Annotated in this window: 14 protein-coding genes, 5 tRNA genes and 2 other annotated features; of the genes, 2 read left to right on the forward strand and 17 right to left on the reverse strand. The window is 30.0% G+C overall.

From position 1 onward, the window contains the following. Positions 1 to 17: 17 nt before the first annotated feature. From pheS to ytxC, 8 genes are all read right to left on the reverse strand, one after another. A complete protein-coding gene (pheS, locus tag B2S02_RS06430) occupies positions 18 to 1,037 on the reverse strand; it encodes a phenylalanine--tRNA ligase subunit alpha (RefSeq protein ID WP_035134359.1) in 1,020 nt (339 codons plus the stop codon). Between the two features lie 170 nt (positions 1,038 to 1,207). Then, positions 1,208 to 1,422 (reverse strand) — a binding site (T-box leader). A 103-nt stretch (positions 1,423 to 1,525) separates the two neighbouring features. Continuing rightward, positions 1,526 to 2,317, reverse strand: a complete 792-nt coding sequence (locus tag B2S02_RS06435; protein WP_346877765.1) for an RNA methyltransferase — start codon at positions 2,315 to 2,317, stop codon at positions 1,526 to 1,528. 12 nt (positions 2,318 to 2,329) lie between these two features. Then, a complete protein-coding gene (locus B2S02_RS06440; protein WP_346848593.1) occupies positions 2,330 to 2,989 on the reverse strand; it encodes a TrkA family potassium uptake protein in 660 nt (219 codons plus the stop codon). 14 nt (positions 2,990 to 3,003) lie between these two features. Beyond that, a complete protein-coding gene (locus tag B2S02_RS06445; RefSeq protein ID WP_346848592.1) occupies positions 3,004 to 4,371 on the reverse strand; it encodes a TrkH family potassium uptake protein in 1,368 nt (455 codons plus the stop codon). A gap of 258 nt (positions 4,372 to 4,629) precedes the next feature. Further along, a complete protein-coding gene (rplT, locus tag B2S02_RS06450; RefSeq protein ID WP_035135825.1) occupies positions 4,630 to 4,983 on the reverse strand; it encodes a 50S ribosomal protein L20 in 354 nt (117 codons plus the stop codon). A gap of 27 nt (positions 4,984 to 5,010) precedes the next feature. After that, the gene (gene rpmI / locus B2S02_RS06455) at positions 5,011 to 5,208 is read right to left on the reverse strand and encodes a 50S ribosomal protein L35 (protein ID WP_035135823.1); all 198 of its coding nucleotides are present in this window, start codon (positions 5,206 to 5,208) and stop codon (positions 5,011 to 5,013) included. Positions 5,209 to 5,227: 19 nt separating this feature from the next. Next, positions 5,228 to 5,755, reverse strand: a complete 528-nt coding sequence (infC, locus tag B2S02_RS06460) for a translation initiation factor IF-3 (RefSeq protein ID WP_035135821.1) — start codon at positions 5,753 to 5,755, stop codon at positions 5,228 to 5,230. Between the two features lie 33 nt (positions 5,756 to 5,788). Continuing rightward, positions 5,789 to 5,900 (reverse strand) — a sequence feature (ribosomal protein L20 leader region). A gap of 36 nt (positions 5,901 to 5,936) precedes the next feature. Beyond that, complete coding sequence (gene ytxC, locus B2S02_RS06465) at positions 5,937 to 6,863, reverse strand: putative sporulation protein YtxC (RefSeq protein WP_346920458.1); 927 nt, start codon at positions 6,861 to 6,863, stop codon at positions 5,937 to 5,939. Positions 6,864 to 7,051: 188 nt separating this feature from the next. Here ytxC and B2S02_RS06470 point away from each other — a divergent pair, with 188 nt between their 5' ends. Beyond that, positions 7,052 to 7,759, forward strand: a complete 708-nt coding sequence (locus tag B2S02_RS06470; RefSeq protein ID WP_346848590.1) for a DUF6873 family GME fold protein — start codon at positions 7,052 to 7,054, stop codon at positions 7,757 to 7,759. Between the two features lie 125 nt (positions 7,760 to 7,884). Here the strand turns inward: B2S02_RS06470 and B2S02_RS06475 are convergent. From B2S02_RS06475 to B2S02_RS06510, 8 genes are all read right to left on the reverse strand, one after another. Next, positions 7,885 to 7,958: transfer RNA gene (locus B2S02_RS06475), tRNA-Cys, on the reverse strand. Between the two features lie 4 nt (positions 7,959 to 7,962). After that, positions 7,963 to 8,037: transfer RNA gene (locus B2S02_RS06480), tRNA-Gly, on the reverse strand. 7 nt (positions 8,038 to 8,044) lie between these two features. Beyond that, positions 8,045 to 8,120, reverse strand: a tRNA-Phe gene (locus B2S02_RS06485). A 22-nt stretch (positions 8,121 to 8,142) separates the two neighbouring features. After that, positions 8,143 to 8,219, reverse strand: a tRNA-Asp gene (locus B2S02_RS06490). 3 nt (positions 8,220 to 8,222) lie between these two features. Continuing rightward, positions 8,223 to 8,298 (reverse strand) — tRNA-Val (locus tag B2S02_RS06495). Positions 8,299 to 8,439: 141 nt separating this feature from the next. Then, on the reverse strand, positions 8,440 to 9,321 hold the full coding sequence (gene hslO, locus B2S02_RS06500) for an Hsp33 family molecular chaperone HslO (protein ID WP_346848589.1): 882 nt from the start codon (positions 9,319 to 9,321) through the stop codon (positions 8,440 to 8,442). Between the two features lie 4 nt (positions 9,322 to 9,325). Beyond that, positions 9,326 to 10,072, reverse strand: a complete 747-nt coding sequence (locus tag B2S02_RS06505; protein ID WP_346848588.1) for a class I SAM-dependent methyltransferase — start codon at positions 10,070 to 10,072, stop codon at positions 9,326 to 9,328. 219 nt (positions 10,073 to 10,291) lie between these two features. Continuing rightward, positions 10,292 to 10,534, reverse strand: coding sequence for a small, acid-soluble spore protein, alpha/beta type (locus B2S02_RS06510; protein WP_346848587.1), 243 nt, complete (start codon positions 10,532 to 10,534; stop codon positions 10,292 to 10,294). Between the two features lie 565 nt (positions 10,535 to 11,099). Here B2S02_RS06510 and B2S02_RS06515 point away from each other — a divergent pair. Further along, on the forward strand, positions 11,100 to 12,785 hold the full coding sequence (locus tag B2S02_RS06515; RefSeq protein ID WP_346920459.1) for a peptide ABC transporter substrate-binding protein: 1,686 nt from the start codon (positions 11,100 to 11,102) through the stop codon (positions 12,783 to 12,785). Positions 12,786 to 12,929: 144 nt separating this feature from the next. Here the strand turns inward: B2S02_RS06515 and B2S02_RS06520 are convergent, their stop codons facing one another. Further along, positions 12,930 to 14,627, reverse strand: coding sequence for a peptide ABC transporter substrate-binding protein (locus B2S02_RS06520; protein WP_346848585.1), 1,698 nt, complete (start codon positions 14,625 to 14,627; stop codon positions 12,930 to 12,932). Positions 14,628 to 14,872 lie beyond the last annotated feature (245 nt).

Here is a 14,872-nt window from a genome sequence, read left to right on the forward strand (position 1 = left end):
ATCTTCCTCCTTATATATTAAAACTGATTTAAAAATCTCATATCACTTTCATATAATAATCTAATATCTTCAATACCGTATTTTAACATTACAATTCTATCTAATCCAAATCCGAAAGCAAAACCGCTATATTTTTCTGGATCAATTCCGCAATTTCTAAGTACTTGTGGATGCACCATACCACAGCCTACAATTTCTATCCATCCACTACCTTTACAAACTTTACATCCCTTACCTCCGCATACAAAGCAAGTTGCATCCATCTCTGCTGATGGTTCTGTAAATGGGAAGTGGTGCGGTCTAAATTTAACTTTCATGTCATCTCCAAACATCTTTTGGATAAACATTTCTAGTGTTCCCTTTAAGTCTCCAAAGGTAATATTTTCTGCCACTACTAATCCCTCAATTTGATAGAATATTGGTGAGTGAGTTGCATCTACAGCATCTGAACGATATACCTTTCCTGGTGCAATCATCTTTATTGGTGGCTTTTGATTTTCCATAGTTCTTATCTGGATTGGAGATGTCTGAGTTCTTAATACTATATTATCATTTATGTAGAAAGTATCTTGTTCTCCTCTCGCTGGATGATCCTTGGGTATATTTAAAGCTTCAAAATTGTAATGATCAAACTCTACTTCTGGTCCTTCTTCTATAGAAAAACCCATAGATAAAAATATATCATTTACTTGATCAAGAGTTAAACTTAATGGATGTTTTTTCCCCATAGTTTGTTTCTTTCCTGGCATAGAAATGTCTATTACTTCACTATTTAATTTTTCAGTCTTTTCTGCACTTCTAATAGCTACTACCTTTGTATCAATGGCACTTTCTATTTCTTCTCTTACTTCATTAGCAATTTTACCTACCACCGGTCTTTCTTCTGCTGATAGTTTTCCCATACCTCTTAAGATTGCAGTAAGCTCTCCTTTTTTCCCTAGATACTTTACTCTAATATTTTCAAGTTCAGCTTTATCTGTTACTTGACTTAGTTGTTCTAGGGCAATTTTTTTAATTTGTTCTAATTGTTCTTTCATATTCTAAGCTCCTTTCTAAAATTCATGAGTTCATTTAAAATTATGGATTAAAACTTTCTTTGGAAAAAAATTTCCACTTCATAATTAATGAAATTTCTACTTAATTCAAGTATAAATAATAGTTTCTGAAATTAAGTTTTTGCTTTATAGACATAAAAAAACCGTCCCTAAAAAGGGACGGAAAATCCGCGGTACCACCCTAATTGAGTTTTATTAAAACTCCTCTTAGTAAATCTATCGACCATAGCCGCTAATTACTACTATTACTTCATAATTAGTACTCAGAAGTGAACTTCGATATAATCCTATAAGAACAGCTTTCAGTCTTTGGCTCTTCATCCCTTATATAAAAATATATATCTACTCTCTTCGTCATTGTATAAATATTTTATTTTACTAAACCAGTTTGGATACTATTTCACTTAAATAACATTTAAATCCTAACTTGATAGAAACATTATACATATAATATATAAAAATTTCAAGTATTAATACTTTTTATTTAACTTTTGTCTTACACCTTCATATATCATAATAGATGCAGCTATAGCAACATTTAAGGATTCTGTATTTCCTAGCATAGGAATTTTAACCTTAAAGGTAGCTAAATTCATAACTTCATCACTAATGCCATTACCTTCATTACCTACAGCTATTATTGCATTATCTACTAGATTAACTTCATAAAAGTTTTTTTCTGTGTCAAGGGAACTACATACTAAATTATACCCTTCACTAATTAATCTTTTTGTGAAAACTAAATTTTCATCATGGATTATAGGAATATTAAATATGGAACCCATAGTAGCTCTTAAGGTTTTTTCATTGTATAAGTCTACTGTATCTTTACTTAAAATAACTCCCCTACAACCAGCACTATGAGCTGTTCTTATTATAGTTCCTAAATTGCCTGGATCTTGTATCTTGTCAGCTAAAATATACAGTCCTTCTTCTTTATTAAAATTTTCCTCTTTCATTTGAAGTACAGCTAAAACTCCTTGAGAATTTTCTGTACCTGAAATATTTTTAAATAGACTGTCATTTATAATAAATAATTTTTCTTCATATTTATTAATATAAAAAGAAAATTTTTCTTTAAATTTATCAACTGAGCTTTCCTTTATAAAAAGTTTATCTATAATAAAATCTGATTTAAAACCTTCTTCTAGAAATCTAAATCCTTCTACAATAAACTTCTTATTTTCAACTCTATATTTTTTTTCTTTTAATTTTTTAATTTCTTTTAATGTATTATTATCCTTACTTTTTATAACCTGCACTTATAAATCTCCTTATCTAACTAAACTTTCAATTCCGTTTAGCTCAGCAGTTCCTCCTATGGCTACTATTATATCGCCTTCCTGTATAACCTCATCTGCAGATGGAGATACCTCTATGTTATCATCTCTTTTAATAGCTACCACATTTACACTGTACCTCACTCTTAAATCTAGCTCTTTTAGAGAGTGACCTTCCCATTCCTTTGGGGTAACAATTTCTGCAATGCTAAAGTCTGGTGATAACTCTATATAATCAAGTATGTTAGAAGAACAAAGGTTATGAGCAACTCTAATTCCCATATCTCTCTCTGGGAATATAACTCTATTGGCACCTATTTTATATAAAACTTTTGCATGCAATGCATTATTAGCCTTAGTTATAATATGCTTAACATTCATTTCTTTAACTAAAAGAGTAGATAGAATATTAGCTTGAATATCAGAACCAATACTAATTATAGCCACATCAAAATTACCAATTCCAAGGGCTCTTAGGCTAACCTCATCATTTGCATCTACTTGAACAGCATGAGTAACTCTTTCTGCAATGTTTTGAACAGCTTCTTCATCTATATCTACAGCTAATACATCATTACCAAGTGCATATAAAGTCTCTGCTACTGAAGTTCCAAATCTACCTAAACCAATAACTATAAATTGTTTTTTACTCATTAATATATCCCCCTTTATCCAACTAAGATTTTATCTTCTGGATACTTAATAGAATTTCCTCTTTTACTTTTTCTTATAGAAATTGCTACAACTAATGTAAGTGGCCCAACTCTACCCGCATACATAGTTAGTGCTACTATAGCCTTGCCTATAGCAGTAAGCTCTTGAGTTAATCCTAATGTTAACCCAACAGTTCCAAAGGCTGAAGTAGCTTCAAATAAATAATGTTCAAACGGAGCACCTGATGCTCTTTCTGTAATAGATAATAATATGGTTGTAGTAAACACTAACGCCAGTGCTATTACTACTACTGCTAAAGCCTTATATACAGTTTCTTTATTTATTTTTCTTTTAAATAACTCTGTATCTTCTCTTCCATTTATAACTGATAGTATTGTCATAAAAAGCACGCCCGCGGTAGAAGTTTTTATTCCCCCAGCCGTTGATCCTGGTGAACCACCAATAAACATCAACATTATGGATAAAAATGTAGATGCCATAGTCATCTTTGTCAAATCTATAGAATTAAATCCTGCTGTTCTTGGTGAAACCGATGCAAAGAATGCTGACAGCACTTTTTCTTTAATCCCCATAGGTTTTAAAGTATCTGGATTAGAAAGTTCAAATACAAGAAACATTATAAATCCAAACAAAATCAATCCTGCACTTACAGCTATTACTAGTTTAGTCTGAAGTGTTAATCTTTTAGTACGTTTATAATTAAATATATCATTCCATGCATAGAAACCTAGTCCACCAATTACTATTAAAGAAGATATAGTAAGTATTATCAAAGCATTATCACTATAGGCAGTTAAGCTACCGTAATTTCCCATAAGATCAAATCCAGCATTACAAAATGCAGAAACTGCATGAAATATACTATAATATATACCTTTAATAATTCCAAACTCAGGTATAAATTCAAAGGAAAGCAGTAAAGCTCCTATAAATTCTATTGAAAAAGTAAAAACTAATATATATCTAGCTAATTTTACTATTCCCTGAAGAGATGTTGAATTTAATGATTCCCTTATAATTAATCTTTCTTTTAAAGTTATTTTTTTACCAATAATTAATGATAAAAGTGTAGCAAAAGACATAAATCCAAGACCACCAATTTGTATTAAAATAAGTATTACTGTTTTTCCAAAATAACTCCAATAAGTACCAGTATCTACAGTAACTAATCCTGTCACACAAACTGCAGAAGTTGATGTGAAAATACAATCTATAAATGGAGTTCCTACACCTTTTATAGTAGCAATAGGTAAGCTTAATAATAGGGCACCTGTAAATATTATAGTTGCAAATCCCATAGCTATTATTTGAACTGGAGTAAAGTTTTTACGCCTTAGAACATCCCTTAATCTTAACTGCATAAATAACACCTCAAACTTTTAAAAAAATTTATCACGATTATATATTTATATATAGTTTCCCCATTTCCTTATTAAAATATATATAGTATAAAAATGTAGCCATGGCTACATTTCTATACTATATATATCCATTTATTTATTATCTTTATTTCTTATATAAAAATAATAAATAATTATGTACATTAAAATTTAGTCTAACAAAATCCAGAGACATGACATAGTCATCCTCTGGCTTTTATTTTTTATATTTAATTAATCTTATAGATGCTTCTTAGCAACTTCTACTAATTCAGCAAATGCTTTTGGATCGTTGATTGCTATTTCAGAAAGCATTTTTCTGTTTATTTCAACTCCAGCAAGCTTCATTCCATTCATGAATTTTGAATAAGAAAGATCATTCATTCTAGCAGCTGCATTTATTCTAGCTATCCATAGTTTTCTGAAATCTCTTTTCTTTAATTTTCTTCCAACATAAGCATTTCTTAATGCTCTTATTACTGATTCATTAGCTGTTTTAAATAACTTGCTTTTTCCACCGTAGTATCCTTTTGCAAGTTTTAATACTTTTTTATGTTTTTTACGACTATTCATCGCTCTTTTTACTCTTGCCATTATATTTACCTCCTAGATAACTTCCTACTATAAGTATGGTAGTAATTTCTTCATTATTTTTTCTTGAGTAGTTGAAACGTATCCTGTTTTTCTAAGATTTCTCTTAGTCTTTCTGCTCTTCTTAGTTAATATATGGCGTCTAAAAGCTTTAGATCTTTTTAACTTACCTGTTCCTGTCTTTTTAAATCTCTTTGCTGCACCTCTATGTGTTTTCATTTTTGGCATTGTAAAGTCCTCCTCTCGGTTATGCTCTTTTTGGAGCTAATATCATTATCATATTTCTTCCTTCTTGTCTAGCTGGCTTTTCAATAACATAAACATCGCCTAATTTTTCTACAAAAAGGTTTAATATCTTGTGTCCTACTTGCGAGTTTTCAATTTCTCTTCCTCTAAATCTCACAGTAACTTTAACTTTGTCTTCATCTAATAAGAACTTTCTAGCATTATTAGCTTTTATCTCAATATCGTGATCTTCTATGCTAGCACTTAGTCTAATCTCTTTAAGAGTAGTGATTTTTTGTTTCTTTTTAGCTTCTTTTTCCTTCTTTTGTTGCTCATAAACAAACTTACCAAAATCCATGATTTTGCATACCATAGGTTTTGCATTTGGAGATACTACAACTAAATCTAATTCCTTTTGTAATGCAATTTCTAATGCTTCTTTTGTAGAAATTACTCCTAGTGCTTCCCCGTCTGAGTTAATAACTCTAACTTCTTTGTCTCTTATCTCTTCATTCATCATGAAATCTTTATTTTTACTGATAACATTCACCTCCGGCTTTTAAACCACATATTTTTATCTTATATAAAATAAAAAGGACAGCAAAAGCCGTCCTGTTATTACAATCATTGTAAACCAAAATTTTACCTTACTAGCAGTACTGTAAGGTGAGAAACGGCAGTTTCTACTTGTTAATTAGTTATTTACTTTTTCACTAACATAGTTAATCTTACTACACCTTTATATTATTGTCAATAGGCATTTCTATAATTTCTTTAAACATTAAACATTCATTACAACCACTACAATGATAAATTCTATTCTCAAAAACTTTCTCTAGAGTATTAATTAGCTCCTTATTTTTACATCTATTAGCAGAATGTATTACTATTTTTTTCGGGCACATAGTTATTAGTCCACTTATAACTAAATCATCTTGACTAACGTCTACTATATTTTTATTTTCGCAAATTTCATTCAAAAGGGTTTCCATAATATTATTTCCAAATTCATCTCTGAGTATATATGAATCTCCTCTTTTTCCAATATACAAATCTACCTTTTCAGCCTTACTTTCTTGTATCTCAACAAAATACTTTAAAAGACTAATAAATTCATTATACTCCTTTTCTATCATATAACTTTCTACCACTTTTTCTATTATCGCATATATCTGTGGCATTAATTCCTTGGATCTAAAGTCCATAAACCCTTTAATATTTAATACGGTACCTTCTTCTATACAATTAATAATTCTATCTAAAATACTATTTTTCTTATTCATATAATATATCACAGTATCATCTATAGGTACTTCTTCTTTTAAAATTTTATATATATCCTTTTTTACAATACTTATATCGTTATAGTTAAGAAAATTATATGTTTCATTCAGATGTTTATTAACCCTTTTTTCTAAAAATTCATTAATAATTACACCATATAAAATATTAGCTGTATAATAGTTAAATAATTTCTTAACTTCATCCTCAGTGTAATCACCATCTTCCCAATATATATGTATACATTCATCTAATTCATCATTTTCAATTTTCAAATTTATACTTTTCTTTTTTTCTCTTAAATACTCACTCATACTCTTAACTTGATTTAATACATAATCCTTATAACTATTATTTACAATGGTCAACAGTAGCATTCAATCACCCCACTTCATGTTAAGAATTTTATAGATACAGAACTTTACTTTAATATATTATGTATATTATGTGTTTTTATTTTTTACTATATACAATTTATTAAATCCAATTTATTCTACAAATAATATAATATATATGATATATTATTTTTAAGTTAGTAACAACTAACCTTAAGGTGGTGATATTTTTGAAATATGCTTTTGTAGACTTTAGAATTTCTTTTGAGGAATTATTTGCTTTAGAAAATTTAAATTGTAAAGTTATCCTTTGCGAACCATGCAATTCATTATATCCAGCTATATGTGGTCATCCTGATATTCTTATGCATTTCATTGACAATAATAATGCCATCATTCATAAGGATGCATCTTCTACCTTTGAAGAAACTCTAAAATCTCTAAATCTAACAGTATTGAGAAGCACTAGCACTTTAACTGATAAATATCCTAATGATATTATCCTTAATGCTGTAAATACTCCTGATTTTTTTATGCATAATATAAGGTATACTGATAAAACTTTATTAGAAAATATTAATCATAAGACATTAATAAATATAAATCAAGGTTATACTAAATGCTCTACTGTAGTATTATCTAATAAGGCCTTTATAACTTCTGATATATGCATTTACAAAGAATTAAATAACTGTGGATATGATGTACTCTTAATTCCACCAGGTGACATTCTTTTACCTCATTTGAATTATGGCTTTATTGGAGGAACTTGTGGTATGGTAGATTCTAAAACTATAGTTTTTTATGGAGACCTAGATTTATATCCTCACGGGAATTTAATAAAAAGATTTTTAGATAAGCATGGCATAACACCTATTTCTTTAGCCAACTCTCAATTAATTGATAGAGGTAGTATATACTTTTTAGATATTCAGTAACTCATCTATACAAAATACTACAATATGAATTTTTAATACTTAATTTTAATGCCTCTCTCTAAGAAGCACATTTATATAATGCACAAAAAAAATAAAAAAGCAAGTAAATAAATTACTTGCTTTTTTGGAGGCGCCACCCAGATTTGAACTGGGGATAAAGGCTTTGCAGGCCTCTGCCTTACCACTTGGCTATAGCGCCATATTGGAGCGGAAGACGAGATTCGAACTCGCGACGTTCACCTTGGCAAGGTGACGCTCTACCACTGAGCCACTCCCGCGTAATAATGGTGGCTCGAGCAGGAATCGAACCAGCGACACGAGGATTTTCAGTCCTCTGCTCTACCGACTGAGCTATCGAGCCAGACACAAATTTTAGAATTTATTGGCGACCCAGAAGGGACTCGAACCCTCGACCTCCGGCGTGACAGGCCGGCACTCTAACCAACTGAGCCACTGGGCCATATGGTGGTCGCAACAGGGATCGAACCTGTGACCCCCTGCTTGTAAGGCAGGTGCTCTCCCAGCTGAGCTATGCGACCAAAATTTAAATTTGTGACACCATTATTAAAAATAATCTTTGCTAAGCTTAAAAATCAATAAATCTTCCAAGTCTTAACAAAGACTATTATATTAAATTTTTAGTTTATTGTCAATATGGTTTTTAGAATTTATTATAGAAATTAGTCAATAGCTTCTAATATTTTTTTAATATCTTCTGGTTTAAAATTATAGGTTTTATTACAGAAATGGCACAATATTTCTTCTGTCTTGCCCTCATCATATATCTCTTGTAAATCATCTTTACCAATACTAATCAGTACTCTTTCAACTCTTTCTCTTGAACAGTCGCATTTATACGCTGGTACTAAAGCATCATATATTTTCAAATCCATATCTTCAAATATAAATTCTAATATTTCTTCTATAGTCATTCCCTTCTCTATCATAGCTGTTACTGATGGAACTTCTTCCAATCTATAAGTTATAATATCTGCTAAGAATTCTGATGCACCTGGCATCATTTGTATAATAAATCCCCCAGCAGCTTTTATAGATAAATCCGTATCTACCAATACTCCTAAAGCAACAGCAGATGGTGTTTGCTCAGATACCGTAAAGTAATACGCTATATCATCGCCTACTTCTCCTGTATATATAGGCACTTGACCTACATAAGGTTCTTTAAGCCCCATATCCTTAATTACTTTTAGATATCCATTTTTACCTATAGCACCACCAACTTCTAATTTACCTTTTTCATTTAAAGGTAAATCCACTTTTGGGTTTCCTATATATCCTTTAACACTTCCATCATGATGGGCAGTAACAGTAACACCTTTTGCTTCTCCACCACCATCTATTTGAATAGTTAAACTATCAGTATCATTTTTTAGCATAGCACCCATTAAAACCCCACCAGTTAACATTCTCCCTACTGCTGCTGAAGCTGTTGGCATACATTCATGAGTTTTAGTTGCTTCATTCACTAATTCAGTAGTAATAGCTGCAATTATTCTTACTTGACCATCCTTTGCAGTGGCTCTAATTAATTTATCTTTCATTACTCTAACATCCTTTCTTACTCAAAACATAGGTTATTCTTTGTGTATTCTCGCCTATGGCAACTTCTTCATAGCAATTAAGTTTTTTTTCTATGACAAGGTTTGCTTCTTTTATAAATTTTTCTATTTTACTCTCACTATAGGCTCTCTCTCTGTGATGTTCATCAAATCTATGATACACTTGTCCTTCTTTAACAAAAAAGGTTAAGTACATATCAACAATATCCTCTTGTAATTGATTTTCCCAAATATATACCACATCTTCTCTGTCATAGTTAAAGCTATTATTTCCTAATATATTTTTTATTTTGTACTCTGTATTAATGTCAAAAATAAAAACGCCATCATCCTTTAAGTGTTTATTAACTGACACAAAATATAATTGAAGTTTTTCATCCTCAATTATATAATTAGTAGAATCCAATCCACAGGTTATCAGATCAAACTGCTTTTTAAGATTAAAAGTACATATATCTTGGCACATAACCTTAGCTTTAATTCCTTCTGCCTTTAATTTTTCATCAGCAATAGATAACATATACTCTGATAAATCTATAGCCGTTGTAAATATGAAGTTTTTCCCAATTAACTTGGTAAAATTCCCTGTACCACAAGCTAAATCTAAATACTCTCTTCTTCCAACATTATATTCCTTGCAAATCTCAATAATTTTATCTGCCCAACCTCTATAATTGATATCTTCATTAATAAGTTCATCGTATATATCAGCAAAATCATTATAACAGTCCATAGGTTCACCATCTTTTCTATATAATCACCTATTTATTTTACATTACTTTTTTTATTTTGTCTAAGAATTCTTCCATGACCATGTAACAAATCTCATATCTATATGTTTATTCATGAACTAAGCTATAATTATATCTCTTCACTAAATTAATATAATTTATCTTAATTATTCTAACAAAGTCTTAGTTAAACTTGATTATTATTAGTATATTATATAAAACTAAAAAAACTCATCATTCTTGGGAATATTTAGACCCTTCTTCTTTTTGGTCATCATACCTCCAATTCTCCCCGTTTCTTCTGCAGTTAAACTACTCCATCCAAATTCATTTACTTTTTCAGCCAAACCTAATTCTTCTACTATATCATATTTTATTTGCTCTCTTAAAGCCTCCTGTGGAGTTAATTCTTTATTAGCTTTTAATTTAGATTTTATTACTTTTTTTATAGGAGTCTTACCCACAAGCTTCCACCTCCGCGTTATTAAAATATAGTTTTAATGTAATAACTATATTTTCTACCATAGACTTTTTTTTATTCATTTCCTTTATAAATTCTACATTAGTTATTCATCCATCCCCTATGTATTATCAAAATAAATAATTAATCTCATTACATATTTTCACTTAAATAAATATATTTACATATAGTAGTTTTTTATGTATAATTATATATTATAACAATTAAATCTAATTATTATTTTAATATGAAATATTCACTATATTATTTCATATAATTTCATATGAATTAATATTTTTTTCAATATCATTAATTATCTATCATCATTATTGTGAACTCTATTTCATTTTTCACTTATTAGCTTCACAAACTTTTATATTTGTGAAATATATATTTATAACTTTACCAAACCTTATTCAAATTAAATATAACCATTTTTAGTTTAACTTACATTACTTTTGCAAAATTTTTAATAATATCTCATCTTCGTTGATATGACATAATTCTTTAATTAGAGAATTATATTAGCATTGCTAATATTTTCATATTATAAATAGGGGGAAATATTTATGAAAAGCAAAAATATCTTAGCTTGTATTCTTACTTTATCCATAGCATCAACTATAATACTTGGATGTGGTAGATCAAGCAGTTCAGAGAACTCCGAGAAAACTAAAGAAGGCACTATTGATGAAAATCAATATATTAATGTACTGTTAGGTGCAGAACCACAAAGTCTAGACCCTTCAAAAACTTATGATGTCTATTCATCATACATCCATACTAATACTATGGAGGCTTTAACTAGATTAGGCGTAGATGAAGATGGTAATGACTTAGTTAAAGAAGGAATATCTAATAAATGGACTCAATCCGAAAATGGCTTAACTTGGACATTTAAATTGAGAGATGCTAAATGGAGTGATGGGCAACCTGTTACTGCAGATCAGTTTGTGTATGGTATCACTAGAACATTAGATCCAAATGTTGCTTCTCCAATGGGATATTTGCTTTATCCAATAAAAAATGCCGCTAAATTCAATGCTGGTAAAGCAAAAGCTGAAGAAGTTGGTGTAAAAGCCATCGATGATCACACTTTAGAAATCACATTAGAATCACCTTGTGCATATTTCTTAAACATGACTTACTTGAAAATAATGGAACCTCAAAGAAAAGACTTAATAGAAAAACATGCAGATAAATATGGCTCAGATGCAGACACTTTAATCTTCACTGGTCCATTTAAAATCTCTGAATGGGTACACAACAACAAAATTGAATTAGTAAAAAACCCCGAATATTGGGATGCTGAAAATGTAAAACTTGATAAAGCTACAATGAAAATAATTAAGGAAGAATCTGCTAGAATGAATGAAATATTTAATGGTTCTTTAGATTTAGCTAATGTAAGTTCCAAGGATTGGATTAACAAATTAAATGAAACCGGAAATTTTACAGTCAAAAAAGGTTACGATACTTCAATATGCTATAATTTTTTTAACCAAGAAAACAGATACTTCAAAAATGCAAAAATAAGAAAAGCTTTTCTCATAGCTGAAGACCGTGAAGGTGCAGTTTCAGCATTGTATAGAAACTTAGCAGAACCTTGTACAGCTTGGGTTCCACCATCAGTTAAAGTAGGTGAGGAAGAGTTTAGAAGTGCTACTGATTTTAATCCGGTAACCGAGCTAATAAAAGAAAATCCAGACCCTAAAAAATTACTTATAGAGGGTTTAAAGGAAGAAGGTTTAGATCCAGATCCTTCAAAGCATACTATTAAACTTCTTCAATCTGGCACTAGTTCTTACAGTAAAGAAATGGCAGAATTTTCTCAGGAGAATTATAATAAAACATTAGGAGTTAACATTGATGTAGATTATGTGGAATGGGCAATTTTCTGCGATAGGACAGATAACATGGATTATGAATTAGCAGGAATGTCAGTTACTGCCGATTATAATGATCCACTAACTTATTTTGATATGTTCCTTCATGATACTGCTTCCGTTAAAACTGGATGGAAGAACGATAAATATGAAGAGTTAATACAAAAAGCTAGAACCACTTCAGATCAAGAAGCAAGAAAGAAGTTATTCCAAGAAGCAGAAAAAATTTTTATTTATGAAGATGTAGTGTGTAGTCCAACTACGTGGAGATTTAAAAATACTTATATTTATAATTATGTTAAAAATTATACTTCTCCAACCTTTGGATCTTTAGATTTAAAAGAAGTGTATACAGAAGGTAGACCATAATATAGAATTATAAAATAAAACTGTGTTTATATTACTTAAAGAACCTAATTAAACACAGTTTTTTATTGTATTTGTTAAAAACTACAGAAAAGGCTATCTCAAAGAAATGAGATAGCCTTTTTAAAATTATAATACTATTTTATATTATTTTCTACCTGAAGTGTAAGTGTATTTTAAATCAACTGTTCCAAATAATGGAGCACTGTAACTCTTAATATACTTTCTTACATATGTGTTTTTAAATCTCCAAGACTCTGGACTTATAACAGCATCTTCATATAATAAAATTCTTTCTGCTTGTTTAAATAATTCGGTTCTTTCTGCTGGGTCTACAGTTTTTGCTGCATCAGCTATAAGCTTATCGTATTTAGGATTTGACCATCCTGTCATTACAACGTTAGCTCCAGTTACCCAGAAATCAAGGAATGTGTTAGGGTCATTGTAGTCACCGCCCCATGCCATAGCTGCTACTTGATAATCAAAGTTATCAGTTCTTTCTTGGAATTGTGCCCACTCAACATAATCAACTTTTACTTTTACACCAAGTTTATCTTCATAAACACGTTGTTGGAATTCAGCCCATACCTTATTTTCAGCTGAAGTACCTGATTCTAAGTAGTTAATAGTTATTTTAGATGGATCATCTCCAAGTCCTAACTCTTTCATTCCTTCAATTAATAGAGCCTTTGGATCTGGATTTTCATCTATAAGATCCTTAACTGGAGTATCACTTACTTTATCTCTGTAATCTTCTCCACCTATTTGTACTTTAGGAGGTACAAAAGACATAGCTGGCTCTCCTAGACCTTTTCTTAAAGTCTTAATTTTATTTTCTCTATCTTCAGCTACCATAAATGCTTTTCTTACTTTAGCATTACTAAATAACTTATCTTTATGGTTGAAGAAAGTATAAGTAGTAGAACCATCATATCCTTTTTTAGCCTCATACTCACCAGTTTTATCAAATTTTTCTATCCATTCTGGTTTAGAAACTGCTGCCATATCTAATGAACCATTAAGTAATTCATTCATTTGAGCAGACTCTTCTTTAATTATCTTCATTGTAGCTTTATCAAGTTTTACATTTTCAGCATCCCAATATTCTGGATTTTTAGTAAATTCAATCTTATTGTTGTGTACCCATTCAGAGATTATGAATGGTCCACTATATACCATTGTATTTGCTTCAGATCCATATTTATCGCCATGTTCTTTTATTATATCCTCTCTTTGTGGTTGCATTACTTTAAAGTATGTTAAATCTAAGAAGTATGAACATGGTGAATTTAATGTAAATTCAATTGTTTTATCATCTACAGCCTTAACACCTAAATCTTCTGCTTTAGCTTTACCTGCGTTAAATTCTGAAGCATTTTTGATTGGGTATAATAAGAATGCATATGGTGATGCAGTATTTTGATCTAAAGTTCTAGTGATACCATAAACGAAGTCTTTTGCAGTAATTGCTTTTCCATCACTCCATTTAGCATCTCTTAACTTAAATGTCCAAACAGATTTGTCATCGTTAGGTTTCCAGCTTTCAGCTATACCTTCTATGATTTTATCTTTTCCAGCTTCATCTTGAATAATTCTTGTTAATGCCTCTTGGCTGTTTGCAAGAACTTGTGATGAATACAAATCACTTGATTTTGATTGATCAATTGTCTTTGGTTCAGCCCTCAATAATAAGTTAAGATACTGTTCTTTATCCATATCTCCAGAAGCAGCAGTCTCTCCACCTTTGCCCTCATCTTTTTTGTCATCTTTACCACAACCTACTAAAGCAACAGAAGTTACCATAGATACAGCTAGTAAAGCAGCTAATATTTTTTTGCTTTTCATGAATAATCCCCCTTCATTAATCATCAATATAATAGATATAATGTCATATCCATCTGATTTAAATTTATTATATATTAACACTTTCACTATTGCAATACCCATTATCTGAATATTTATAAGATTACCTCAATTCGACTTATTATCTTATATAAGTGCAAATATCTTATGAAATATTAATGCAACCTCTCATTTTGATTAATTATATTAATATTTTTTTAATTAAAATTTATTTATTAATTTATTTT

Origin of the sequence: Clostridium sp. UBA7339, from assembly GCF_002470865.1 — a bacterium.
In the GTDB taxonomy this organism is placed as follows: Bacteria; Bacillota; Clostridia; order Clostridiales; family Clostridiaceae; genus Clostridium_J; species Clostridium_J sulfidigenes.

Excerpts from the sequence above, each read along its gene's own strand:
- pheS (WP_035134359.1), bottom strand. The coding sequence starts at position 1,037 with ATGAAAGAACAATTAGAACAAATTAAAAAAATTGCCCTAGAACAACTA.
- B2S02_RS06440 (WP_346848593.1), bottom strand. The coding sequence starts at position 2,989 with ATGAGTAAAAAACAATTTATAGTTATTGGTTTAGGTAGATTTGGAACT.
- B2S02_RS06445 (WP_346848592.1), bottom strand. The coding sequence starts at position 4,371 with ATGCAGTTAAGATTAAGGGATGTTCTAAGGCGTAAAAACTTTACTCCA.
- rplT (WP_035135825.1), bottom strand. The coding sequence starts at position 4,983 with ATGGCAAGAGTAAAAAGAGCGATGAATAGTCGTAAAAAACATAAAAAA.
- rpmI (WP_035135823.1), bottom strand. The coding sequence starts at position 5,208 with ATGCCAAAAATGAAAACACATAGAGGTGCAGCAAAGAGATTTAAAAAG.
- ytxC (WP_346920458.1), bottom strand. The coding sequence starts at position 6,863 with ATGCTACTGTTGACCATTGTAAATAATAGTTATAAGGATTATGTATTA.
- hslO (WP_346848589.1), bottom strand. The coding sequence starts at position 9,321 with ATGAAAGATAAATTAATTAGAGCCACTGCAAAGGATGGTCAAGTAAGA.
- B2S02_RS06505 (WP_346848588.1), bottom strand. The coding sequence starts at position 10,072 with ATGGACTGTTATAATGATTTTGCTGATATATACGATGAACTTATTAAT.
- B2S02_RS06515 (WP_346920459.1), top strand. The coding sequence starts at position 11,100 with ATGAAAAGCAAAAATATCTTAGCTTGTATTCTTACTTTATCCATAGCA.
- B2S02_RS06520 (WP_346848585.1), bottom strand. The coding sequence starts at position 14,627 with ATGAAAAGCAAAAAAATATTAGCTGCTTTACTAGCTGTATCTATGGTA.